This window comes from Corallococcus sp. Z5C101001 (assembly GCF_007352635.1).
Lineage (GTDB): Bacteria > Myxococcota > Myxococcia > Myxococcales > Myxococcaceae > Corallococcus > Corallococcus silvisoli.
This window is the reverse complement of record NZ_VKLU01000009.1, coordinates 404,223-426,185: the sequence shown is the minus strand read 5'-3', so window position 1 is coordinate 426,185 and position 21,963 is coordinate 404,223. Positions and strand designations below refer to the sequence as shown.

19 protein-coding genes are annotated in these 21,963 nt (G+C 69.9%); 7 read left to right on the top strand and 12 right to left on the bottom strand.

Features of this window, described 5'->3' with window-relative positions:
• Positions 1–20: 20 nt before the first annotated feature.
• Positions 21–689, bottom strand: coding sequence for an SRPBCC family protein (locus FOF48_RS22175; protein ID WP_143904738.1), 669 nt, complete (start codon positions 687–689; stop codon positions 21–23).
• A 192-nt stretch (positions 690–881) separates the two neighbouring features.
• Between FOF48_RS22175 and FOF48_RS22170 the strand changes: the two genes are divergently transcribed.
• The gene (locus FOF48_RS22170; RefSeq protein ID WP_143904737.1) at positions 882–1,868 is read left to right on the top strand and encodes a WD40 repeat domain-containing protein; all 987 of its coding nucleotides are present in this window, start codon (positions 882–884) and stop codon (positions 1,866–1,868) included.
• Between the two features lie 150 nt (positions 1,869–2,018).
• The gene (locus FOF48_RS22165; RefSeq protein WP_143904736.1) at positions 2,019–4,220 is read left to right on the top strand and encodes a sorbosone dehydrogenase family protein; all 2,202 of its coding nucleotides are present in this window, start codon (positions 2,019–2,021) and stop codon (positions 4,218–4,220) included.
• Between the two features lie 92 nt (positions 4,221–4,312).
• Here the strand turns inward: FOF48_RS22165 and FOF48_RS22160 are convergent, their stop codons facing one another.
• The 4 genes from FOF48_RS22160 to FOF48_RS22150 form a co-directional block, all read right to left on the bottom strand.
• Positions 4,313–4,843 carry a polymer-forming cytoskeletal protein gene (locus FOF48_RS22160; RefSeq protein WP_143904735.1) on the bottom strand — a complete coding sequence of 177 codons (531 nt, stop codon included), beginning with the start codon at positions 4,841–4,843 and terminating at the stop codon, positions 4,313–4,315.
• A gap of 96 nt (positions 4,844–4,939) precedes the next feature.
• A complete protein-coding gene (locus FOF48_RS22155; protein WP_143904734.1) occupies positions 4,940–6,997 on the bottom strand; it encodes a cation:proton antiporter in 2,058 nt (685 codons plus the stop codon).
• A 116-nt stretch (positions 6,998–7,113) separates the two neighbouring features.
• A complete protein-coding gene (locus FOF48_RS36525; protein ID WP_186002016.1) occupies positions 7,114–7,266 on the bottom strand; it encodes a hypothetical protein in 153 nt (50 codons plus the stop codon).
• 146 nt (positions 7,267–7,412) lie between these two features.
• The gene (locus FOF48_RS22150) at positions 7,413–7,607 is read right to left on the bottom strand and encodes a hypothetical protein (protein WP_143904733.1); all 195 of its coding nucleotides are present in this window, start codon (positions 7,605–7,607) and stop codon (positions 7,413–7,415) included.
• A gap of 500 nt (positions 7,608–8,107) precedes the next feature.
• Between FOF48_RS22150 and FOF48_RS36520 the strand changes: the two genes are divergently transcribed.
• The 4 genes from FOF48_RS36520 (at position 8,108) to FOF48_RS22125 (ending at position 13,684) form a co-directional block, all read left to right on the top strand.
• Positions 8,108–8,974 (top strand): TonB family protein, encoded by an 867-nt coding sequence (locus FOF48_RS36520; RefSeq protein ID WP_161665437.1) that lies wholly within the window; start codon positions 8,108–8,110, stop codon positions 8,972–8,974.
• A 40-nt stretch (positions 8,975–9,014) separates the two neighbouring features.
• Complete coding sequence (locus FOF48_RS22135; protein WP_143904731.1) at positions 9,015–10,349, top strand: PepSY domain-containing protein; 1,335 nt, start codon at positions 9,015–9,017, stop codon at positions 10,347–10,349.
• A gap of 352 nt (positions 10,350–10,701) precedes the next feature.
• A complete protein-coding gene (locus FOF48_RS22130) occupies positions 10,702–12,960 on the top strand; it encodes a TonB-dependent siderophore receptor (RefSeq protein WP_255442537.1) in 2,259 nt (752 codons plus the stop codon).
• Positions 12,961–13,003: 43 nt separating this feature from the next.
• Positions 13,004–13,684 carry a Fe2+-dependent dioxygenase gene (locus FOF48_RS22125; RefSeq protein WP_143904729.1) on the top strand — a complete coding sequence of 227 codons (681 nt, stop codon included), beginning with the start codon at positions 13,004–13,006 and terminating at the stop codon, positions 13,682–13,684.
• Between the two features lie 6 nt (positions 13,685–13,690).
• Here FOF48_RS22125 and FOF48_RS22120 read toward each other — a convergent pair whose 3' ends face one another.
• Positions 13,691–14,152, bottom strand: coding sequence for a universal stress protein (locus FOF48_RS22120; RefSeq protein ID WP_143904728.1), 462 nt, complete (start codon positions 14,150–14,152; stop codon positions 13,691–13,693).
• 150 nt (positions 14,153–14,302) lie between these two features.
• On the opposite strand from FOF48_RS22120, the gene FOF48_RS22115 reads away from it, so the two are divergent.
• A complete protein-coding gene (locus FOF48_RS22115; RefSeq protein ID WP_143904727.1) occupies positions 14,303–15,175 on the top strand; it encodes an SDR family oxidoreductase in 873 nt (290 codons plus the stop codon).
• A gap of 13 nt (positions 15,176–15,188) precedes the next feature.
• Here FOF48_RS22115 and FOF48_RS22110 read toward each other — a convergent pair whose 3' ends face one another.
• From FOF48_RS22110 to FOF48_RS22085, 6 genes are all read right to left on the bottom strand, one after another.
• Complete coding sequence (locus tag FOF48_RS22110) at positions 15,189–15,983, bottom strand: serine protease (RefSeq protein ID WP_143904726.1); 795 nt, start codon at positions 15,981–15,983, stop codon at positions 15,189–15,191.
• Between the two features lie 271 nt (positions 15,984–16,254).
• A complete protein-coding gene (locus FOF48_RS22105) occupies positions 16,255–17,745 on the bottom strand; it encodes an FAD-dependent oxidoreductase (protein ID WP_143904725.1) in 1,491 nt (496 codons plus the stop codon).
• Positions 17,742–19,088, bottom strand: coding sequence for a 2Fe-2S iron-sulfur cluster-binding protein (locus FOF48_RS22100; RefSeq protein ID WP_143904724.1), 1,347 nt, complete (start codon positions 19,086–19,088; stop codon positions 17,742–17,744). The genes FOF48_RS22105 and FOF48_RS22100 overlap by 4 nt, the downstream gene beginning before the upstream one ends.
• 219 nt (positions 19,089–19,307) lie before the next feature.
• Positions 19,308–20,816, bottom strand: coding sequence for a polymer-forming cytoskeletal protein (locus FOF48_RS22095; protein WP_143904723.1), 1,509 nt, complete (start codon positions 20,814–20,816; stop codon positions 19,308–19,310).
• 8 nt (positions 20,817–20,824) lie between these two features.
• Complete coding sequence (locus tag FOF48_RS22090) at positions 20,825–21,331, bottom strand: hypothetical protein (protein ID WP_143904722.1); 507 nt, start codon at positions 21,329–21,331, stop codon at positions 20,825–20,827.
• The gene (locus FOF48_RS22085; protein WP_186002015.1) at positions 21,328–21,900 is read right to left on the bottom strand and encodes an RNA polymerase sigma factor; all 573 of its coding nucleotides are present in this window, start codon (positions 21,898–21,900) and stop codon (positions 21,328–21,330) included. Before FOF48_RS22085 ends, FOF48_RS22090 begins: the two co-directional genes overlap by 4 nt.
• Positions 21,901–21,963: the final 63 nt, after the last annotated feature.

Genomic DNA, 21,963 nt, shown 5'->3' with positions numbered 1-21,963 from the left:
CGCCCCTTTCTTGTTCCGGGCTACGGCGTGGGCGCGGCGACGGCGGGAGCGCCTTCCGTCGGTGCAGCGGCAGCAGCGGCGGCGGCGGCAGCGGCGGCCTCCTGAGCGGCCTTGGCCTCGGCGAGCTTCCGTGCGGCCTCGGCCTCCGCGCGCTTCGCGACTTCGGCCTCCGCGGCGGTGCGCATGTTGGCGAGGCCGTTCTCGAAGTCCTTGCCCACGAGCTTGTCCATGTCGAAGAACAGCGAGAACGCCTTGCTCATGAAGTTGTTCTCACCGGACATGGACCACGTCACGGCGACGCCATCCTGCACGGGCTTGAACGCGAAGGTCGCGGTGTTGGTGGCGGTGAAGGGCTTGATGAACTCGAGCTTGATGCGGATGAGTTCGTCGGTCTTGCTCTCCTCGATGGTCATCCGGCCCTCGCCGGCATCGGAGTTGCCTGCCCAGGCGTAGGTGGCGCCGACGCCGGACTCGGCGCCGCCGTAGACGCGCTTCAAGTTGGCGTCGAGCTTCTCCCAAGGGGACCACTGTCCCCACTGGTGGAAGTCGTTCACCAGCGCGAACGCGATGTCGGGCGTTCCTGGCACCGTGGCGGTGCGCGACAGCGTGAAGGTGGAGGGGCGGGTGGCGATGACGCCGACCAGCAGCAGTAGGGCGACGGCGAAGCCAATGGCGATCTTCTTGAACATGGAGGTCCTCGGAACCGAACCCCTGGGGCGGGGCGGACGCGTCTTAGGGCCAGTGTCCCGCGTCACTCAAGTCCCTCCGCGCCACCGGCCGTTCGTCGCGGCACCAAGCACGCCGCACTGGGCCGAAGCATGGCCAGGGTGCTAACCAGGGCCGGCCTCGCGCCGGCCGAACTCCCCGCGCGGCACCTCGCGATGCTCACGCCTTCCTCCCCGCTGACACCGGACACCGCACGGAACCTGTCGCTGCTGCGGACGCTGGGCGAACCGGAGCTGTCCCCGTACTCGCGGAGGCAGTGGCTGCGCTGGGATGCGACCTCGCGCTACCTGGTCTCGGTTCAACGGCAGGGTGGCACGCCGCTGCGTTGGTGGGATCTCCAATCGGAAGAAACCGCACCGCTTGTCTCGCGCGCCGTGTCTGGCTGTGTGGCCGCGTGGTTCCTGCCTGGCTCCCAGCGCCTGCTGTCCGTGACCTCTCGGGGCACGCTCCAGACCTGGTCGGTGGCGGAGGGCCGGTTGTTGTCCTCGACCGAGACTGGAGGGTCTGTCTCCAGCGCGTGCCTGTCGTCGGATGGAACGCGATTGTTACTGACGGCCTACCAGGGACGCGTCCTCCTCTGGGACCTGGAGCGGAGCTGGCTGGCGTGGCGCCAGGAAGACCCTGCGTACCACTACGGCTGCGCGCTCTCGCCGGATGGCCGGTTCGCGGCGGTGGGGCTCGCGGAGGAGCGGGACGGCGCAGCGACGCGCGCGTCCTTGCGCCTCTGGGACGGAAGGAGTGGACGGCTGCTGGAGGCCCGTACCTTCGACGCCCAGCGGACGTGGGCCGTGGCGTTCACGCCAACGGGAGACGCGCTGGTCGCCGCGACGAGTTCGGGGGAGTTGGTGTTCCTGAGCCTCCCGGGATTGGAGACCGTGCGGGTCGTCGAAGCCCCTGCCTCGGGGGCGCTGCAATTGGAGTTCAATCCGGAGGGCTCCCTGCTGGCGGCGAGTCCCGATACGAGCGCGTTCGTGGTCATCGACGTCCGGGATGGGCGCCGCCTCTTTGACTATTCAGACCTGGACGACCTGCAGGGGAGCTCCGCGAACTTCTCTCCCGACGGACGCTCCGTGTGCTGGGGAATGGACGACGGCAAGGTGGGTATCTGGGGCGTGACGCTCAATCGGCGGAGCCAATCATAACGCAGACATGGGGTTAAAAGGCCCCAGTCATCTCTTCGTCCAGCGCCACCAGGGCAATGAGCCCCCGCCAGTCGGCCCTTGCATTTGCAAGAATCTTCACCACGCAACAGTCATGACGGCCCAGCGAGGAATGACGATAGGTTGTGGCCCATGCGATCATTCCTTCCCTTGCTTGCTCTGTCAGTGCTGGCGGCGACATCTTCACAAGCTGAGGAGGACTCGCCCGATCTTGAAGTTGCGCTCTGTTACATCTCCGAATCGATTTATGGGGCTACACGGATGGCATGGGCCCCGGATGACTCCGGTCGCCTGTTTGTCGTGACCATGCGCGGCGAGGTCCGCGTGATAGTGAATGGCGTGGAGTCCCCCACGTCATTCATCTCCGAGCACCTGAATCACTACGAACGACAGGGGATGCTGGGGATCGCATTCGATCCGGACTTCGCGAACAATCATTACGTCTACTTCTTCGCGGCCCTGCCGAACTTCAAGCTGCAGATCTTCCGCTATACCGACGCTGGCGGCATAGGCGTGGACCGCACTGTCATCGTGGCGGACATCCCAGCAGGGGACCTTGATTATGATGGCGGCGGTCTCACTTTCGGCCCGGACGGCATGCTGTATTTCGGAGTCGGTGACCTGCATGGCTATGGGCCCGAGGATGATCTGACCCAGCCGACTTCCAAGATCCACCGGGTGCGGCCAGATGGCACCATCCCCACGGACAATCCCTTCTACGACGGGGACGGCCCCAACGTGGACAGCACCTGGGCACGGGGCTTCCGCAACCTCTACGGGCTTGCCTTTCAACCGGGGACGGGGCGCCTCTGGGCCAACGTCTCGGGGCGGATGGCCAATCAGATTTTCAGTGTAAGCCGGGGCGATCACGGAGGTTGGGGCCCGTATGAGAACAACCAGCCCGAAGGCTATCTCGCGCCAGTGCATTCGTACCTCCCGAATGGCGTCTTTGACGAGTATCCCTTCGCGCAGCAGGCGGGCGCGGTGCGGCAGAACGGCGTCGCGACCTTCACGCTGGGGGGCACCTATTATGAGTCCTACGCTTACCGGAAGGGGACTCGACTCACGATCGTCGACGTGGAAGACCCGAGCTTCAATGGTGACTTCTATGTCACGGGGCATCCCGACAGCCGGACGTTCACCGTGGACCAGCCGGAGCCTGACGCAGTGAGCGGCGGTGGCGGCCTCCTGCGGAGGTCACAAGGCGAGTTCATCATGGGAGGCATGTTCTATGAGGGCTTGCGCTTCCCCGAAAGCTATCGCGGAAACTATCTCTTCACGGACTTCCGCGGAATGCTTCATCGAATCCGATTCGCTGCGGATGGCTCCGTGGCCACGGAGGACATCATCGTGAATCGTGAGCCTAGTGCTGGCTTCGTCGATGTGAACGAAGGGCCCGATGGCGCGTTGTATCTTCTGTCCTACCAAGGAGGGGTTCTCCGGGTAACCCCTGTGCCAGTAGCTCAAGCGCTGATCGTGTCTCCCCTCGACCTTTCCATTCCAGAGGGTGAAACAAAGACAGTCATGGTGTCCCTCGCGATGCCGCCGACGGTGGATGTCTGGGTCAAGGTGGATGTTCAAGGGGGCGAGGGAGACCTGACGGTGGCGGAGGGCGGCTCTCTTCGCTTCACTCGTGAGAACTGGAGCGTTCCCCAGTTCGTGACCTTGAGCGCGGCGCGGGACGCGGACGCGGACGTCGAGCACGCCAGCTTCACGTTCACGCCAACCCAGGCGTTTCCCGCCGTGACGGTCCAGGCCCGCACCGTGGAGGCTGAAACCCAGTCGCTCCAGGTCTCCGAGTCATCGCTGGCGATGGATGAGGGGGCGCAGGCTGCCTTCACCGTGGCCCTGGCCTACGCGACGACCGTTCCCGTGACTGTCACCGTGGCGAGGACTTCGGGGGACGCGGAGGTGTCCTTCCCCGAGGGTGCCACCCTGACGTTCGCGCCCGGCGAGGGGGAGACGCCGAAGACCGTGACGGTGGCGGCCACGCTCCCGGCGACGAGCACGGACGATACCGCCGTGCTGACGGTGTCCGCCCTGGGCCTCGAGTCGCGAGCCGTGACCGTCACCGTGCGGGCTCTGCCTGACGCCGACGCCGGCATGTCCGTGGATGCGGGAACCGGGGGCGACGCGGGTGGGGTGGATGCAGGAGCGGAGGCGGACGCAGGACCCGGGCTGGATGCAGGCTCCGGGCACGACGCCGGCACGGTGCCATCCCCCATGGAGGACGAGTCCGGAGGTTGCAGCGCTGGCGCTACCGCGCTTCCTGTCGTCCTCGGCGGGTGGCTCATGGCAGGGCTCATGTGGAGGCCCCGTCGCATCCGCCGGTGAGGCGTCCCGCCGTTGCCTGAACGGCCGGGGGCACTGCCAGCCGGCCCCCGTCCCAAGGGAAGTGACGGGGGCCGTCCTCCCACAGGGGAGACTCAGACGTCCTTGTCACCCTTGTCGTCGTCGTCATCGAGGATGTGGCACTTCTGATCCTTGTCGAGCGCCTTGCCAATGAACTCCTTCACCAGGTCCTCGCCGTTGAGCACCAGGGAGAAGTTGACCTGCTCGCCGCCCACGTCCTCCTTCTTGTCCAACTTGAGCTTGCCCCCCAGCGCCACCACGTCACCGTCCACGCGCGCGCCCGCGGGTACCCGCACCTCGCCGCCAATGGACACCACGTCGCCCTTCACCCGCGCGCCGGGCTCCAGGATGACGCGGCCCCGGACGGCGGCCACGTCGTTGTCCACCACCGCGCCCTTCTTCACGATGACGTCGCCGTCCACCGCGACCGCGTCCTTGATCTTCTCTCCGGGCTCGATGACCAGGTTCGTGCCCTGGACCGCCTTGCTCCCATCCTTGACGTTGATGCAGATGCGGTGGGCAGGCGCCTTCGCGGGCTCCGCGGCCAGGGCGGGCACGGCCAGCGAACAGGCGAGGAGCAGGGTCGGCAGCATCGGGCGGCGCATGTGGGAGACCTCCGGGACGCGGAAGGGGAGCGGCATGCCCTCCCTACGGCCCGCCGCGCCCCCGATTGCATCCCGGCTCCCGGACGGGGCCCCTGCTCAGCCCAGCACGCCCTTCGCCGCGTCGATGGCCTCGTGCGTCCCCGCGAGCGCCAGGATGTCCCCCGCGCGCAGCACCTCCTGCGCGCTGGGAACCAGGACGCCCTCGGTGCCCCGGCGGATGGCCAGCACCGTGGCCCCCGTCATGCCGCGCAGGTTGAGCTCCGCCAGCGTGCGGCCCACCGCCGCGCTGGCTTCGCCGAGCGCCACGGACTCCGGCTCCCCGATGCCCGGCAGCAATTGACGCACGCCGTGCAGCACGTCCGAGGACTCCTCGTCCTCGCCGCCCTTCGCGTGCGACTGGGCCGCCAGCGCCTCCACGATGACCTGGGCGCCCGCGCGCATGTGCCCCTGCAGGTGCGTGGCGCTCTTCCAGAAGGCGAAGCCCATCACGGCCAGGGACACCAGCAGCAGCACCGCGCCCGGCACGCCCGGGAGGAACGGCTGGGTGATGGCCACCACCGGCACGCTCACCATGAAGACGCTCGCCAGCTGTAGCGCCACCACCAGCATGCGGCGCGGCGCCGCCGCCAGGTCCACCTTGCCGTTCGCGGCCGCCGGGAGCGCGCCCTCCGCGAGCACGACGCCCAGCCGCCGCCCCATCCGGATGATGCCCACGCAGAAGGGCAGGGCCAGCGCCACGGCCAGCCCGATGACGATCATCGGCGTCAGCGCCTTGCCCCAGCCCATGCGCTCCTCGATGAACGCCGTCACCCGGGGCAACAGCACCGACGTGCCGATCACGATGATGGTGATGAACGCCGCGTCCAGCAGCATCAACAGGGCCATGCGCCGCACGCGCGCGCCCACCGTCTTCTGGCGCGGCGAGGTGCGCAGGTTCTCCACCCAGCTGCCGTACAGCGACGCGAACGTCTGCAACGGCGCTGGCAGCTTGCGGTCCACCCAGTTGGCGATGGGACCCGACGCGCGGATGAACCACGGCGTCGTCAGCGTGGTGATGGCCGACACCGCCACCGCCACGGGGTAGAGGAAGGCCCCGGTCGCCTTCAGCGAGAGGCCCAGCCCCGCGATGATGAAGGAGAACTCGCCAATCTGCGACAGGCTCAGGCCCGCCTGCACCGACGTGCGCGTGCCGTTGCCCGTGAAGAACGCCCCCAGCGCCACGCTGAGGATCTTCCCCACGATGACCACGGCGGTGAGGACCGCGATGGCCGCCCAGTGCTCCCGGATGAGCGCCGGGTCGATGAGCATGCCCACCGACACGAAGAACACCGCGCCGAACAGGTCGCGAACCGGCTGCACCAGGTGCTCAATCTCCTTGCCCTCACCGGACTCCGCCACCAGCGAGCCCGCGAGGAACGCGCCCAGCGCCACCGAATAGCCGAATGACTGCGCCAGCAGCGCGATGGCGAAGCAGATGCCCACGCTGGCGACGAGCGTCGTCTCCGGCCGCTGGAGTTGGGTGATGGAGCGCATCACCCGAGGCACCACGAACAGCCCGATGCCGACGAGCCCCACGAGGAACGCGGCCAGCTTGCCCACGGTCAGCGCCAGGTCGCCCGCGGACAGTCCGGAGCCGGTGGACACCGCGGTGAGCATGGCCATCAGCAGGATGGCGATGAGGTCCTCCACGATGAGGATGCCCACCACGATGCTCCGCAGCGCGCCCCGGATGTTCTGCTCGTCGAACGCCTTCGCGATGATGGTGGTGCTGGAGATGGCGATGCAGCAGCCCGTGAACAGGCTCTCCAGCATCGTCCAGCCGAAGGCGCGGCCGGTGATGAACCCCAGCCACACCATCACGCTGCACTGGATGACGGCGGTGAGCCCCGCGGTGGGCCCCACCTGGAAGAGCCGGCGCAGGCTGAACTCCAGCCCCAGCGAGAACATCAGCAGGATGACGCCCAGCTCCGACAACGTCTGCACGATGCCTGGGTCCGCGACCAGCGGGATGGGCACGTGCGGTCCGATGATGAAGCCCGCGAGGATGTAGCCCAACACCACGGGTTGGCGCAGGCGCTGGAAGAGGACCGTGGTGACCGCCGCGACACAGAAGACGGTGGCGAGGGCTTGGAGGAACGCGTGGGCGTCGTGCATGGGGGGCGCCTCTGGGGATGGGGAAATCCCGCGCACATGCACGGGACCTCCGGGCTCGCGATGCCCGGCCCCGCCTTCAACGCGCGGGGCCGGATCCACTGGAAGTTAGGGCGGGCTCAACCGCATCGCTCGAAGGCGATGGCCCCACCGATGATGAGCAGACACAGCAGACCGCTCCAGAGCAGGCGCGCGCCCTGCCACTGATCGTGGGTGGCGCCGCCCTGAGAGGGCGGGGTGGAGGTGGGTTCGGGGTTCGGGGACGACGACATGGAAAGAGGCCTCGGGCCGCCACGATGGGTGGGCGTGCCAGGAGAAGGGTTGCGTTGGAGGCAGGGACCGCTCGCTCGGGCTCCCGGAGGTCACACCAGGAACGCTCGGGCGCGGGCCCGCGAAGACGGGATGCGAAAAAGAGCGCTCAGCCCCGCGAGGGTGGGCCCTGGGACGGACAGTTCACGGTCCGGGGGCGATCCGCCAGGGGCGTGAGCCGGGGCGGAAGCGCGCGGGCGAGCAGGCGCTGGGCGTGCGCGAGGACGCGGGCGTCGTAGCGCGCCAACAGCGCGCGCAGCGTGTCCAGCCGGGGGACGAACGGCGTCGGCGTCCGGGCGCCCACCCCTCCCGGGTCCACCTGATCGCGCGAAGCAGGCTGCGGCGCCCCGACGTGGGACGCATGGAGCAGCCCCGCTTCCCATCGTGCCTTCAGACCAGAGGGGGCTCGCGTGGCCTCCGCGCTCCGGGACGCCGCCCTCCCTCCTGACACAGGGGAGGACCCGGTCCGAGCTCCCGTCAGGCCCAGCAGGCCGGCGAGGAGCACCGCGCACACGACCGCCGCCAGGGCAATCCTGGACTCACGGAGGGCTTCACGCCCGGTGTTGGCGGGGACCTGCGTCATGGGGGCGGGGGATAAGCATGTCGCAGCGGGTGTGATACCCGGTGCACGTCGAAAAACCACGTCGGCGGAGGGCCTTTATACGCAGCGACCTCTCCACGCACCCCGGAAAATCACGCCCTTGGCGACGAATTCGTCCGCCTTTGACGCACCCGGATGATTTCAGCCGACCTACAGATTGACGTTCCTACCTTCCAGGCGGTATCCCCTTCATCCACGTGAAAATGAGAACCATTCTCAACTTCGACGAGGACCTGGGCGCGACTCCGCCGCCGCCGCCGTCCAGGACGGCGCGTGTTGATGCGATGCGCCGTCCTCCCGGGCTCTTCCAGTCCGTGGACGCCACGGCGGAGGGCGCGTGGGGCCGGTGGAGCGGGGCGATGGTAGGGGCCACCGCGGCGCACGTGGTGGCCGTGCTGGTCGGAGTGACGATCGTGAGCAGCACGCCGACGGTGGTGAAGCCGCCGGAGCCGGAGCTGGTGCTGATGGCGTACGCGCCACCGCCGCCTCCGCTGGGCGGTGGCACGCAGGCGAAGGAGCCCCCCTCGAAGGCCGTGAAGCCGGTGGCGCACAAGCCTCGCCCGAAGCCCCAGGAGCTGGTGGTTCCCGCGAAGGTGCCGGAGCCGGTGCAGGAGAAGCCCGCGCCGGTGGAGGAGGCCCCGGCCACGGAGGTGACCACGGCCGCGTCGCAGGCGCCCGCGGGCCCGGGCGTGCCGGACGGCGCGGTGGGCGGGGTCGTCGGTGGCGTGGTGGGCGGGCTGGTGGGTGGCAGGGTGGGCGGGCAGGGCTCGGCGCCGCCCATCTATTCGCCGCGCGAGGTGATGAAGCTGCCGGTGCTGTTGTCCGGCAAGCCGGAGTATCCGCGCCGCGCGCGCGAGGACGGCATCACCGGCGTGGTGATGGTGATGGTGGTGATTGGCGTGGACGGCGCGGTGGAGCAGGGCTCGCCGCGCATCCAGCGCTCGGTGCCGGGGTTGGATGAGGCCGCGCTCGAGTCCGTGGCGCAGTGGCGCTTCTCCCCGGCCCTGGGACACGACGGCGGCCCGGTGCGCGTCAAGGTCGTGATCCCCGTGAAGTTCGCCCTGAGGTAGTTCCTTCGTTCGTCAGCGCAGTTCCTTCACCGAAGCCTTCATGAATCCCAAGCTCCGCTCGATTCTCTTCTGGATCCACCTGGTGTCCGGGCTCGTTGTCGGGCTCGTCGTCGGGGTGATGTCCCTCACCGGCGTGGCGCTCGCGTTCGAGTCGCAGATCGTCGACTGGGCGGACCGCGACGCCCGCCACGCCGCCCCGCCCGAGCCGGCGACTCCCCGCCTGTCTCTGGAGGAGCTGCTCGCGAAGGTGAAGGAGGCCCGGCCCGGAGCGCAGCCTTCCGCGGTGACGGTCTACCCGGAGGCGAACAGCGTGGTGGCGGTGGCCACGGGCCGCAACGTCGCCGTCTACGTCCACCCCTACACCGGCGAGGTGCGCGAACAGGGTGCGCAGGGCTGGCGCGCGTTCTTCCAGACGATGGAGGACCTGCACCGCTGGCTCGCGACCTCTGGCGAGCAGCGCGCCGTGGGCAAGGGCATCACCGGCGTGAGCAACCTGGCCTTCCTGCTGCTGGGCATCACGGGGCTGTTCCTGTGGTGGCCGCGCAAGTGGACGCTGCGCTCCATGCGACCCACGCTGTGGTTCCGCCAGGGGCTCAAGGGCAAGGCGCGCGACTTCAACTGGCACAACGTCATCGGCTTCTGGTCGTTGCCGGTGCTGCTGGTGCTGACCACTTCCGGCGCGGTGATTTCCTACAAGTGGGCCTCGAACCTCGTCTTCACGCTCACCGGCAACCCGCCGCCGCCCGCGCAGGGGCCCATCGCCTCGCCGCCCGTGGCGGTGCCCACGCCCGCGCCGGATGCCACGCCCCAAGGCCTGGATGCCCAGTTCGCGGTGGTGATGAACCAGGTGAGTCCCTGGGAGACCATCACCTTGAAGCTGCCCACGCCGCCCAGCGGTGGGCCCCAGGGCGGCCGTCCCGAAGGCGCACCGCGAGGCGAGGGTCGCCCCGAAGGCGCACCGCGAGGCGAGGGGGGACCGCGAGGCGAGGGCCGTCCCGAAGGACGCGGCGGAGCAGGGAAGGGCGCCCCTCAGGCCAGCGCCTTCACCGTCCGCGAGCAGGACCGGTGGCCGCTCTTCTCCTCCAAGACGGTGTCGCTGGATCCCTACACGGCGCAGCCGCTGCGGACGGAGACGTACGCCGACTTCAACAGCGGTCGCAAGGTGCGCACGTGGCTGCGCTTCCTGCACACGGGCGAGGCGCTGGGGTGGGTGGGCCAGCTCGTCGCCGCGCTCGCGTCGTTCGGCGCGGTCTTCCTCGTCTACACCGGCTATGCGCTGTCCTGGCGCCGCTTCGTCCCGCGCCGCCGCGCCCAGGTGGCCACCCCCACCGTCGCGGTGCCCGCGCCAGAGGAGTCCAAGACACACGCCGCATGAATCACCGCCCATGAAACACAGCTCCCGGCGGGAGTCCGGCCCCCTGTCTGCCTAAGACATTTCTCATGAAACACCGATGAGTCCGGGGCCCGGACCGCGAGAGCGGATCCGGGTCCCGCTGTTTTCACTCCAGGGCGTGTGGCATTCGCCCTGCTGATACATCGCAGTGTCCGACACATCCTCTGGAGGCCAATCACAGTCATCGCAAGGGAAGAAAATTCTTGTCACGCAAATCGGCATCCTGCATATGAGAATCATTCTCATTTAGGATTTCTTCTTCCCGAGGGGACACGTGCCCACATCCAAGCCCGGTCGTACTGGTATCCGCTCAGCGCATGGCAACCCTGGAGGCGTGCGCGGCGCGCTGTGGCCCTGGGGGCCCGCCGCCGTCGGCCTCGCGTCCGCGTTGGCCGCGGGGAGCGCGGTGGCGCAGGAGCCGGCAGCGGCGGCGGGCGAATCCGCGGCCCCGGTGCAGGAGTCTCGTCCGGCGGAGGCGCCGCCCGCCGCGCAGGAGCCGGTCCCCGCCACCGCGGCGGCTCCGGCTGGCGAGGATGACGCCTACGTGCTGCCAGAGGTGTCGGTGGAGGGCGAGGCGTCGAAGTACAACGCCACGCAGCCGGGAGTCACCCGCCTGCCCAAGGCGATTGTCGACACGCCGCAGACCATCACGGTGGTGCCGGAGCGGGTCATCCAGGAGCAGCAGGCGACCACGCTGCGCGATGCCCTGCGCAATGTGTCGGGCATCACGGTGACCGTGGGCGAGGGTGGCCGCCAGGGTGACTCCTTCTCGCTGCGCGGCTTCTCCGCCCAGACGGACACGCTGCGTGACGGGGTGCGCGACCTGGGCTGGTACACGCGCGACACCTTCAACCTGGAGGGCGTGGAGGTCTACTTCGGCCCGTCGTCGGTGGTGTTCGGCCGCGGCTCCACGGGCGGCGCCATCAACCTGGTGACGAAGAAGCCGAAGAAGACGTCCTTCCAGGACCTGCGCCTGACGGCCGGAACGGCGCCCTCGGGTCGCATTGAGGCGGACATCAACGAGGCCCTCAACGACACGGTGCAGGTGCGCGTGAGCGCCACCGGCCAGCTGGCGGACGTGGCGGGCCGCGACGTGGTGCAGGAGAACCGGGCGGGCATCTCCCCGTCGGTGCGCGTCGCGCTGAGCGAGAAGGCGTCCCTGGAGCTGGACTACTTCTACCAGCGTGAGCACAGCATCCCGGACTACGGCCACCCGTACTTCAACGGGGCGCCCGTCTCCACCAGCCTGGATGTGCCGCGCAGCGCCTGGTACGGCGTGGAGGGCTCCGACCGGGAGCGCGTGAACGTCCACATCGGCACGGGCCGGTTCCTCTACCTGTTCGGCGGGGGCTCGCAGCTCACCAATACGCTGCGCTACGGCGGCGTGGATCGCTTCTCCCGGCCCACCTCGCCGCGCGGCCTCACGCCCGCGAACGCCCCCACGACCATCGGCCGCGAGCGCTACGAGACGTCGACGGACAACACGTACCTGGCCAACCAGACGGACCTGCGCGGCGTCTTCCAGACCGGCTTCCTCAAGCACACCGCCAACGTGGGCCTGGAGCTGACGCGGGAGTTCCGCGACCAGTACCGCAACAACCTGCGCGCCAGCGGGCTGCCCACCGGGCCGAACGTCCCCGCGGACCTCTATGATCCGGATCCGCGGCCGGACCTGTCCGCCGTGTCGACCACGTTCAGCTCGTCCAGCAAGACGCGGCAGTGGACGGTGGGCGCGTACGCCGCGGATCAGATCGAGCTGTCGCGCTTCTTCGAAGTGCTGGGCTCGCTGCGCTACGACATCTTCCGCACCGACTACACGTCGGTGAACGCCGCGCAGGAGTCCACGCGGCTGGAGAACAAGGACCACCTGTTCAACTGGCGCGTCGGCGCGGTGGCGCACCCGGCGGAGAAGACGAGCATCTACGCGATGTACGGCACGTCCTCCAACCCGTCCGCGGAGGTGGGGACGCTCAGCTCGGGCCAGGAGCGCCTGGACCCGGAGAAGAACGAGACCTTCGAGCTGGGCGCCAAGGCGGATGTCGTCGCCGAACGGCTGTCGGTGAGCGCGTCGATCTTCCGCACCGACAAGAAGAACGCCCGCGTGGCGAACCCCGACCCCACCGGCCCCGCCACCATCCTGGAGGGCGCGCAGCGGGTGCAGGGCTTCAACGCGGGCATCGCGGGCACGGTGCTGCCGCGCTGGAACGTGTTCGCCAACTACACGTTCCTCGACTCGGAGATCCGCGACAACCCCAACGCCTTCCTGGTGGGACAGCGGCTGCCCAGCACCCCGAAGCACAGCGTGTCGCTGTGGACGACCTACGGCATCACGGACGCGCTCACCGTTGGCGGCGGCGCCGTCTACCAGGACGTCACCGCGGTGAACAACCCGGCCAACGAGACCGCGGTGCTCAACAAGGTGCCCAACTTCTGGCGCTTCGACGCGTTCGCCAGCTACGCGTTCACGAAGGTGGACGTGCAGCTCAACGTCTACAACCTCACGGACGCGCTCTACTACGACGCCTACTACTCCGCACAGGCCACCCCGGCGGACGCCCGCTCGGCGCTGCTGTCCGCGCGCGTGCGATTCTAGAGGCCTCGGCGCCGCCCGGCCCGGGCCCAGGAGGACGTTCATCATGATGGTGCACATCCCGCAGGTCCTCACGCCCGAGCAGGTGTCTCACTGCCGCGCCGTCTTCCAGAAGGCGGCGTGGGAGGACGGCCGCGCCACCGCCGGCAAGCAGTCCGCGCAGGTGAAGAAGAACCTCCAGCTTCCGGAAGGAAGCCCCGCGGCGCGGGAGCTGGGGGACCTGGTGCTGGCCGGGCTGGAGCAGAGCCCGCTCTTCATCTCCGCCGTGCTGCCCCAGCGCGTCTTCCCGCCGCTGTTCAACCGCTACGAGCCGGGCATGGACTTCGGCTCGCACGTGGACAACGCCATCCGGCCGCTGGCGGGCACCTCCCTGCGCATCCGCACGGACGTGTCCGCCACGCTCTTCCTCAGCGAGCCGGACAGCTACGACGGCGGGGAGCTGGTGGTGGAGGACACCTACGGCAACCACTCCGCGAAGCTGCCCGCGGGGGACCTCATCGTCTACCCGTCCACCAGCCTGCACCACGTCACCCCGGTGACGCGCGGCGTGCGGCTGGCGTCGTTCTTCTGGGTGCAGAGCATGGTGCGGGACGCGGGCCAGCGCGCGCTGCTCTTCGACATGGACACGTCCATCATGCAGCTCACCCGCGAGGTGCCGAAGAGCCCCGCGCTGGTGATGCTCACGGGCGTGTACCACAACCTCCTGCGCCAATGGGCGGAGCCCTGAGGCCGGCTACCGCGGCGTGACGTGCAGGGTGAGCACCGGGCACACCGCGCGGCCCACCACCTTCTGCGCCACGCTGCCCAGCAGCATGCGGGTGAGGCCCTTGCGCTGGTGGGTGCCCATCACGATGAGGTCGTACTTCCCGCGCTCGGCCTCCTCCAGCACCACGTTGCCCGCCTCGCCAATCACCACCCGGTGGGCCAGCGCCACCGGCGCGCTGCCGTCCACCGCGCGCAGCAGCGCCTCCAGCTCCTTGCCCGCGGTGTCGCGCGCCATCGACTCCAGCGCGTTCGCGTCCCAGCCGGGCGAGGCCACCAGCAGGTCGGGCGCCACGTACTGCGGCGGCTCCCACGCGTGGATGATGTCCACCGTCGCCCCGAAGGGCCGGGCGAGTTGGAGCGCGTAGTCCACGATGGACCGGGACCCGTCCTTCAGGTCTACGGGCACGAGGATGCGTGACGGGCCAGCCATGGGTGTCCTCCTCCTGCGACGACAATGAACAGGTAGTGATTGCCCTGCCCGGGGGCAAGCAGGCGCTCAGGGGAGGCCAGGCGACGGGGCGGGCACGCAAGGTCGCCCGGGCGTGGACACCTTCCAGGCAGTCAGAGGTTCTGCCCCCATATGCGCCCTCCCATCGACAACGGTACCGTGCTCATCATCGGCGCTGCTGGCGGCATCGGCCGCGAGCTTGCCCGGCTGCTCTCTCCCCGCGTCCGGACGTTGGTGCTCGTCGGGCGCGACGTGGAGGACCTGGGCGCGCTGCGCGACGAGCTGCTTGCCCGCAACCCCACCCTGGGGGTGATGCTCCAGGCCTGCCGGCTGGATGATCCGCGCGCCGTGGACGCGCTGTTCGAACACCTGGAGCAGCACTTCATCCGCGTGGACGTGCTCATCAACAACGCGGACTACGCCTCCAGCGGGCTGTACGTGGACGAGCGCTGGAAGCGCATCGAGGAGCTGGTGCAGGCGAACGTCCTGGCCCCCGCGATGCTCACGCACCGCCTGCTGGGCCCCATGCTCGAGCGGGGGCGGGGCGGAATCCTCACCATCGGCTCGGGTGCGGCGCGGCTGTTCCTGCCGGGCGCGGTGGCGTTCGCCGCCACGCAGCGCTTCCTGGACGGCTTCAGCGAATCGCTGCGCCTGGAGCTGAAGGACGCGGGCATCCCCGTCACCTTCGTGGCCCCGGGCCCGCTGGCGCTGGGGCCGCACCTGGAGGGCGAGCTGCCGCCGTTCTTCGAGTTGTCGCTGCACCAGTGCGCCCGCGAGGCCCTGGCGGGCTTCGAGCGGGGCGAGGCGCTGGTGTACCCGGGCCTGGGCCACCGGTGGGTGATGCGGCTGTTGCGCCTGCTGCCGCGCTCCTTCAAGCGCGGCCTGGGGCGGCTGGCCCTGGGCGGCCTGCGGCGCAGGCTGCTGCTGAATCCTTCCGAGCCCGGCAAGGGCGCGCCCCCGCGGCCGGTGCTGCTGGCCGGGGGGGAGCCCTCGTCGGCGACGTGAGGCGAAGGACGGCCTACAGGCCGATCTCCGCGAGGCGGGCCTTCACGCGCGTGGCCTTCACGCCGGTGTTGGCCGTGCCGCGGCCCTGCGAATTGCCGCCGATGCCAATGTGGTGCAGCGCCACCACCTGGTTCGTGGACGTGGAGAGGACGGGCGAGCCGGACGAGCCGCCCAGCGTGTCCGCGTCGTAGGAGATGTCCGTGGTGCTGTAGTTGCCGTTGAGCACCTTGCCCGGCGAGGACTTCTTCGTCGGCACGCAGGTGCTGTCCGTGTAGTAGTCGCAGTTCTGGTTGATGACGTACACGGTGCTGCTCGTCGCCGCGTTGGTGCTGGAGACGGTGAGGAAGCCGTACACCTGGCCGGGCAGCTGGCCGTCGACGGCCGAGCAGCGCAGCGCGGTCATGTCATCACCGCTCCACGTCTTGATGAACGTGGCGCACGGGTACCAGACGCGCGAGGCGGACGCGACGCCGTCCTCGTAGTTGAACGACACCCGGGCGCCCACCGCGTCCGCGCTGCTGCCGATGCAGTGGTTGTTGGTGATGACCACGTCGTTGGACACGAGCCACGCCGTGCAGCGGGTGCCCGCCGCGGGGATGGAGAGGTAGCCCACCGGCAGGGACTTCGCGCGCTGCGTGCCCGTGAGGGACGTGGCGCTCACCCAGTTCAGCGACCCGACGATGACGGTCGACTCCTGCGACGCCAGCGGGCCCTTCGGCTCCGCGTTCGGCACGTCCAGGGGCTCCATGGAACCACACGCCGTCAGGCCCATCACCAGCATCGCACCCACGAGCTTCTTCGCGACCATCCGAAACCTCCTCGCGCGGCATTGCGCGGCGGAGGCCAAGGCACGACGCGTGCCACGGCACGTCCCAGAGGAGGGCCGCCGTCACGCGAGCGCACGGGTGGTGCGTGGATGCTCCGCGCAACCCGGTTGCGTTTGTAAAGAAACGTCACATCCCCGCGCGAATCCCCAGCCATCCCGGGGGTTTGCGTGAATTTCAAGGAAGTGGAGTTTTCGCGGACAAGCGGCACCCGCCCTGTCGCGAGAGGAGACAGGGCGGGGCGGGTGGGGCGCTTCAGCCGATGATCATGTCCTCGCGCTCGAGGGTGCCTTCCTCGAAGCGGCGGAGGCTGAAGCGGGTGAAGAGGTCGTCGGAGGCGCCGGAGGTCATCCACTGGGCCATGCGCTCGGCGACGGCGGGGGCCATCATGAAGCCGTGGCCCACGAAGCCGGACAGCTGGAGCAGGTTGTCCAGGCCGGGGGTGCGGCCCAGGATGGGGTTGTTGTCCGGGGTGACGTCGTAGAGGCCGCCCCACTGGCGCAGCACCTTCACCTGGCCCACGTGGGGCAGCTGCTCCGTGAGGGCGCGGGCGAAGCGCGCCACGAAGCGCAGGGTGCTGCCCATGTTGGGCCCGGAGGGTTCCTTCGGGTCGCCCATGCCGCCCACGATCTCTCCGCGCATGGACTGGCTGAAGTAGAGGCCCGTGTCGAGCACGGACACCAGGGGCGACAGGAAGGGCTTGAGCGGTTCGGTGCTGAGGATCTCGTGCCGGTGCGGTTCGTTGGGCAGCGTCACGTCCGCCAGCTTCGCCACCTGGGGGCTCCACGCGCCGGAGGCGAGCACGACGGTGTCGCAGGCGATGTCGCCCCGGTCCGTCTTCACCTTGCGCACCTGGCCGTTGCTGGTCTCGAAGCCGAGGACGTTGGTGTACGTCTCCACCTTCACGCCGCGCTTCACGCAGCCCTGCGCGTAGCCCCACAGGAAGGCCCAGGGGAAGATGACGCCGTCCTCCGGGTTGTAGGCCGCGGTGACGCAGTCCTTCAGCGTCAGGCCCGGGACGATGTCGCGCGCCGCGTCCGGGGTGATGATGCGCGTGGGCACGCCGTACTTGTTGTGGAGGACGGCGTTGCGCTCCAGCCGGTACGCGGTGTCCTTGCGCTTGGCGAGAAAGAGGTAGCCGCCCTGGCGCAGCCACACGTTGACGCCCAGGTCGCGCGCGAAGCCCTTCATCAGGTCGATGGAGCGCTTGGCCAGCTCGATGAGCGCGGGCGTGCCCCACTGCATGCGCACGCCGCCGCCGTTGCGGCCGGACGCGCCGGCGCACAGGTAGCCGCGCTCCAGCACCACGACGTCCGTCTCGCCGCGCAGGGCCAGGTTGTACGCCAGCGACAGGCCCATGATGCCGCCGCCGATGATGACCACCTTCGCCTTCTGGGGCACCGGCCCCGCCGGGCGCAGCGCGGACGGGAAGTGCTCCAGCTCCTGGGGCACGCCGCCCATGGGCGGGACGGACTCATCCACGGGGGCGCTCGCCAGCAGGCGCAGCTCCGTGGGGTACAGCGGCGGGCGGGGCGTGAAGGGCACCACCGCCTCCGGCTTCAGCGCCTGGGCCTTCCGCTGGAGCAGCGCGGCCACCGCGGAGTGGCAGCTCTTGCCCTGGCAGATGCCGGTGCCGAAGCCCGTGTAGCGCTTCACCGACTCCACGTCGTGGTAGCCGCGCTCGATGGCGTGCTCCACGTCGGTGACGGTCACGTCCTCGCAGGTACAGACGAGCGCCTTGCTCATGACAGCCCTCCCATCAGCGCCTGGGCCGCCCGCGCGCCCATGGCCGCGGCGTCCTTCGCCGAGCCCGGCTTCGCCACGTCGCCCGCGACGAACACGTCACCGGCCTGCGTGCGTCCGTCCGCGTCCGCCTCCACATGGAAGTGGCCCGCGTTCGCGTCGAACTCCACCTTCGCGCCGCCCTGTCGCGCCAGCTCGAACCCCGGCGTCACCGGCACCGACACCACGAGGGCGTCGCACGCCACCTTCTGCTTGCGGCCCCCCTGCGGCGTGAAGCTCAACGCCGTCACCGCGCGCAGGCCGTGGGCCTTGAGCCCGTCGCCCACGCAGGCCTTCGGGTGCGCGTTCGCGGGCAGCGGGCCCTTCAGGTCCACCACCGCCGCGATCTCCACGCCGCGCTGGGTGAACAGGTGCGCCAGCGCGTGCAGCTCCGGACCGTGGCCCACCAGCGCCGCGACCTCCGGGGCCACGTCGTGGCGGCGCAGCAGCAGGCTCGCCGCGCGGCCCGCGAACACGCCGGGCAGGTCGTTGTTCTCGAAGGGGAGGGTGGGGGGATGGCCGCCCACCGTCAGCAGGAAGCGCTTCGCGTAGACCTTCAGGAGCCGCAGGTTCCCCGCCTCCTGTGACGCGACGGCGAGGTAGCGGCCATGCTCGTCGTCATACAAGCCGATGGCGGTGGCCTGGCACACGATGCTCCCCTTCGGGAACGCGGTGGCCTCTGGAACGAAGGGCGCGCCGTCCTCCGGCGCGCCGTGCACGAGCCGTCCGCCCAGCGCCGGGTCGCGCTCGAAGAGCATGAAGGCCACGCCCTGGCCGGCCAGCACCCGCGCCGCCTCCAGGCCCGCCGCGCCTCCGCCCACCACCGCGACCGGGGTGTGGAAGGTGCGCGAGGGCAGCGGCTCCGGCCCGGTCTCCTTCGGAAGCAGGCCCAGGCCCGCCAGCTGCCGGGCCACGCGCGCCATCACGTCCTCCGCCACCGGCACGCCCGCGAACATCTCGTGGTGATCCAGGCGCTTGGGGAAGAACCAGTCGATGGTCTCGAAGATGTCCACCTTCGCGGACGGGTACGCGTTCTGCCGCTCCAGCCGCATGCCCTCCTTCGCGGGGGTGCGGCAGGTGTAGACGTTGGGAAGCCCGTCCACGCGCATGAGGCAGTGCGAGCAGGCCGCGGCGAAGCAGTACGGCCCGCGCGGGCGGTGGTACTTCACGGAGCGGGAGAGGACGTTCTCGCCCGCGGCGATGAGGGAGCACGCCACCGGCTCACCTTCGATGGCGGGGATGCTCTCGCCCTCGAGGTCCACGGTGATGGCCCTGCCGCGCGGGGTTGCGTCTGGGAGGCGTCGCATGGGTGCCGCGCAAAATGGCGCACCGGACGGGAGCGGTCAAAGCCTGTCCACGGCCGCACGCCTGCCGCCAACCCCTCCACCTGACAGCGCAGGTGATGGCGCGCGCGCCCGGCACTTGTTGGAGAAGGAAAAGCCCCACTCCCGGTGCGCGGGGAGCGGGGCTTCGAGAGAAACGATGCTGCGCTGTGACAATTCCGGGTGGCCTTGAGGCCGGGTGCGTCAAACCGGTTCTTCGCGCCGGGGGAAGAGCGGCTCTGGCATGCCCGGGGGGCGGTAGCCGAAGCGCGAGCGGATGACGGCGCCGAAGGCCAGCGGGATGAGGAGAAGGTTGAGAAGGATGCCCACCACCGGGATGTGGCTGACGACGAGGAGGATCCCCAACCCCAGGGCCAGCACCAGCGCCTGCGTCTTCCGGCCGCGCATCACCGGCAGATGCGTGCCCAGCTCGCTTGCGAGGGCCGCGTAGCCCAGCGCCGTGCCCAGCGTGGAGGCGATCAGGAGGGCGAGCGCCACGGGGATGCCGATGAGGGTGACGCACAGGACGACGGTCAGCGGGATGAGCGCCAGCGAGCCGAGCACCCCCACGAAGAGGTTCTTGTTGGGGCGGGCGCGGATCTCCTCGCCCAGTTCCTTCATGCGCGCCGGGAAGAACATCTGCCCCAGGAAGCCCAGGCCGAAGAGCAGCGCGAACTCGAGGATGAACCAGGCCAGGCTGCTGCCTCCGCCGTCATGGTCGTCATCGTCGTCGTTATCGCGCGCGGGGGCGTCGTGGCTCCGGCTGTCCCGCAGGCCGCGCTTGATCTCTCCGCTCAACATGCGGCCCAGCCCCGCGCCGCCGAAGGACTCCAAGCTGCCCGACACATTGGCGCCGTCCGCCTTCTGCACCTGACCGCCGAAGGCGGACACGTCGCCGTCCACCTCCGCGTCCGGACCCAGGATGACGTTGCCGCCGAAGGAGTGGGCGTCGCCGTCCACGCGGCCGTGGATCTCCAGGTTGCCGCCGAAGGCGACCGCGTCGCCCTCCACGGTGCCCCGGACGATGAGGTTGCCGCCGTAGACGACCGCGCTCTCCACGGACTCGCCCTGCTTCACCTCCAGGTTCTGTCCGCGCGCCACCACGTCCCTGGCGCCGCGCTTGCTCCGCTTATGCCGGTAGTTGTCGCGGAAGTTGCGGAGCTCCTCGCGGATGCGCTGCTTGGCCGCCTCCGCCTCCTCCTTCGCGGCCTGCTTCGCCTCCTCGCGCGCCTGGGCAAGGTCCTCGGCGGAGTCCTCGGACTCGTCGGACTCCGCGTCCGCGGCGGACGTGTCCGGCGCCGGGGGCGGCGGCGTGGCGGCCACCGCCGGGGGCGTTGGCGCCGGCGGGGCGCTCACGGTGGCCGTGCCCGCCTCCTTCTCCCGGGCCGTGAGCGGGCGCAGGGTGAAGATGGAGCCGTCCTGCTCCAAGCGGAGCGAGTACGCGCGGGCCACGGTGCGCAGGGCCTGTTCGGCGCTGATGCCGCGCAGGCGCACCTCCGCGGGGGTGTCCAGGTCGCCGGTGACGACGAGGTTCAAGCCGCCCTTCTCCGCGATGGACTTGAGCGCGTCACGCAGGGAGCCACGGAAGCTCACGTCGATGGTGCGGGCGGGAGCGGCGGCGGAGGCGGCGGTCGGAGCCGGGGGGGCTTCCGCGAGGGCGAGGGGGGCGCCGAGCAGGAGCGTGGGAAGCAGCAGGCGGGGGAGGATCTTCATGGACACGCTCAGGCTTCGGAGAGGGACTGAGGAGGGGAGCCGACGAGCCGCTTCAAGCCGAACAGCGAGGAGAACACGACGAGGGCGATGCAGCAGGCCACCGCCAACCCCGCGGTGCTCCACAGGGCGTGCGCGCCGCTGGACAGGCCCTCCACGAACGCGCGGGTGTAGCCCACCGTGGACGCGAACCCGGTGCCCATGCGGCCGAGCGCCCGGTCGTTGGTGAGCAGGAAGCCCAGCCCCGCGAAGAGGGACGTGAGCAGGATGGACAGGCCCGTCCACACCTCGCGCCGCTGCGGCACGGGGCTCTCCGCGACGCGCGCCATCACGTTGACGACGAGCGAAGGGGGCGGCAGCGGATCCGCCAGCCGGAACAGGTCCTGCTCCAGCAGTCGGTGGTCCTCCATCAGCGCGGCGCAAGCGGCGCACTCCGCGGCGTGGTCCAGCGCGGGGCCCTCACCGGCTTCCAGCTCCGCGAAGAGGACGTCCAGGTCGGGGCAGGGGGTGGGGGTCATCGCGTCTCCTCCTCGGCGGGCGCCATCTTCTTGCGGAGCTTCTCACGGGCGCGGAACAAGCGCGCCATGATGGTCCCCGGCGCGCAGCCCATGATCTGCGCGATCTCCTTCGTGGTGCGCTTCTGGACGTAATAGAGCGCCAGCACTTCACGGTCGTCCACGGACAGGGTCTCCATGGCGGCCTCCAGCGACTGCCGCTCCTCGCGCGCGATGGCCCCTTCCTCCTGGGACGCTTCGTGGCTGGGGAGCACCTCCTTCATGGGCTCCAGCTCTTCGGTGCGCACCTTGGTGCGGCGGCGGAGCAGGTCCAGACAGAGGTTGCGCGTGATGGCGAGCACCCAGAGATCGAACGGGCGCGCCTCGTCGTAGCGGTGGAGGTTCTGGTACGCGCGCAAGAGGGCCTCCTGCGCGACCTCCGCCGCCTCCGCCTCCGTCTGGAGCAGGCGCAGCGCCAGGCCGTACACCGGGCGCTGCACGCTGCGCACGAGCGCTTCGAAAGCGGACGGATCCCCCTTGCGGGCGGCCAGCACGTCCGCCTTCCAGGGGAGCGGGGCGGCGTCCTCAGCCATCAGCATACCGATGGCCACGGGGAGCGAGTCGAGGGCAAGAGCGGTCACGCCCTGGACTACGGG

Bases quoted from the DNA above. Each gene is read 5' to 3' on its own strand.
- FOF48_RS22085 (WP_186002015.1), bottom strand. From the start codon at position 21,900: ATGGCTGAGGACGCCGCCCCGCTCCCCTGGAAGGCGGACGTGCTGGCC.
- FOF48_RS22120 (WP_143904728.1), bottom strand. From the start codon at position 14,152: ATGGCTGGCCCGTCACGCATCCTCGTGCCCGTAGACCTGAAGGACGGG.
- FOF48_RS36525 (WP_186002016.1), bottom strand. From the start codon at position 7,266: ATGTCGTCGTCCCCGAACCCCGAACCCACCTCCACCCCGCCCTCTCAG.
- FOF48_RS22170 (WP_143904737.1), top strand. From the start codon at position 882: ATGCTCACGCCTTCCTCCCCGCTGACACCGGACACCGCACGGAACCTG.
- FOF48_RS22115 (WP_143904727.1), top strand. From the start codon at position 14,303: ATGCGCCCTCCCATCGACAACGGTACCGTGCTCATCATCGGCGCTGCT.
- FOF48_RS22175 (WP_143904738.1), bottom strand. From the start codon at position 689: ATGTTCAAGAAGATCGCCATTGGCTTCGCCGTCGCCCTACTGCTGCTG.
- FOF48_RS22155 (WP_143904734.1), bottom strand. From the start codon at position 6,997: ATGCACGACGCCCACGCGTTCCTCCAAGCCCTCGCCACCGTCTTCTGT.
- FOF48_RS36520 (WP_161665437.1), top strand. From the start codon at position 8,108: ATGAGAACCATTCTCAACTTCGACGAGGACCTGGGCGCGACTCCGCCG.
- FOF48_RS22165 (WP_143904736.1), top strand. From the start codon at position 2,019: ATGCGATCATTCCTTCCCTTGCTTGCTCTGTCAGTGCTGGCGGCGACA.
- FOF48_RS22095 (WP_143904723.1), bottom strand. From the start codon at position 20,816: ATGAAGATCCTCCCCCGCCTGCTGCTTCCCACGCTCCTGCTCGGCGCC.
- FOF48_RS22160 (WP_143904735.1), bottom strand. From the start codon at position 4,843: ATGCGCCGCCCGATGCTGCCGACCCTGCTCCTCGCCTGTTCGCTGGCC.
- FOF48_RS22135 (WP_143904731.1), top strand. From the start codon at position 9,015: ATGAATCCCAAGCTCCGCTCGATTCTCTTCTGGATCCACCTGGTGTCC.
- FOF48_RS22125 (WP_143904729.1), top strand. From the start codon at position 13,004: ATGATGGTGCACATCCCGCAGGTCCTCACGCCCGAGCAGGTGTCTCAC.
- FOF48_RS22090 (WP_143904722.1), bottom strand. From the start codon at position 21,331: ATGACCCCCACCCCCTGCCCCGACCTGGACGTCCTCTTCGCGGAGCTG.
- FOF48_RS22110 (WP_143904726.1), bottom strand. From the start codon at position 15,983: ATGGTCGCGAAGAAGCTCGTGGGTGCGATGCTGGTGATGGGCCTGACG.
- FOF48_RS22100 (WP_143904724.1), bottom strand. From the start codon at position 19,088: ATGCGACGCCTCCCAGACGCAACCCCGCGCGGCAGGGCCATCACCGTG.
- FOF48_RS22105 (WP_143904725.1), bottom strand. From the start codon at position 17,745: ATGAGCAAGGCGCTCGTCTGTACCTGCGAGGACGTGACCGTCACCGAC.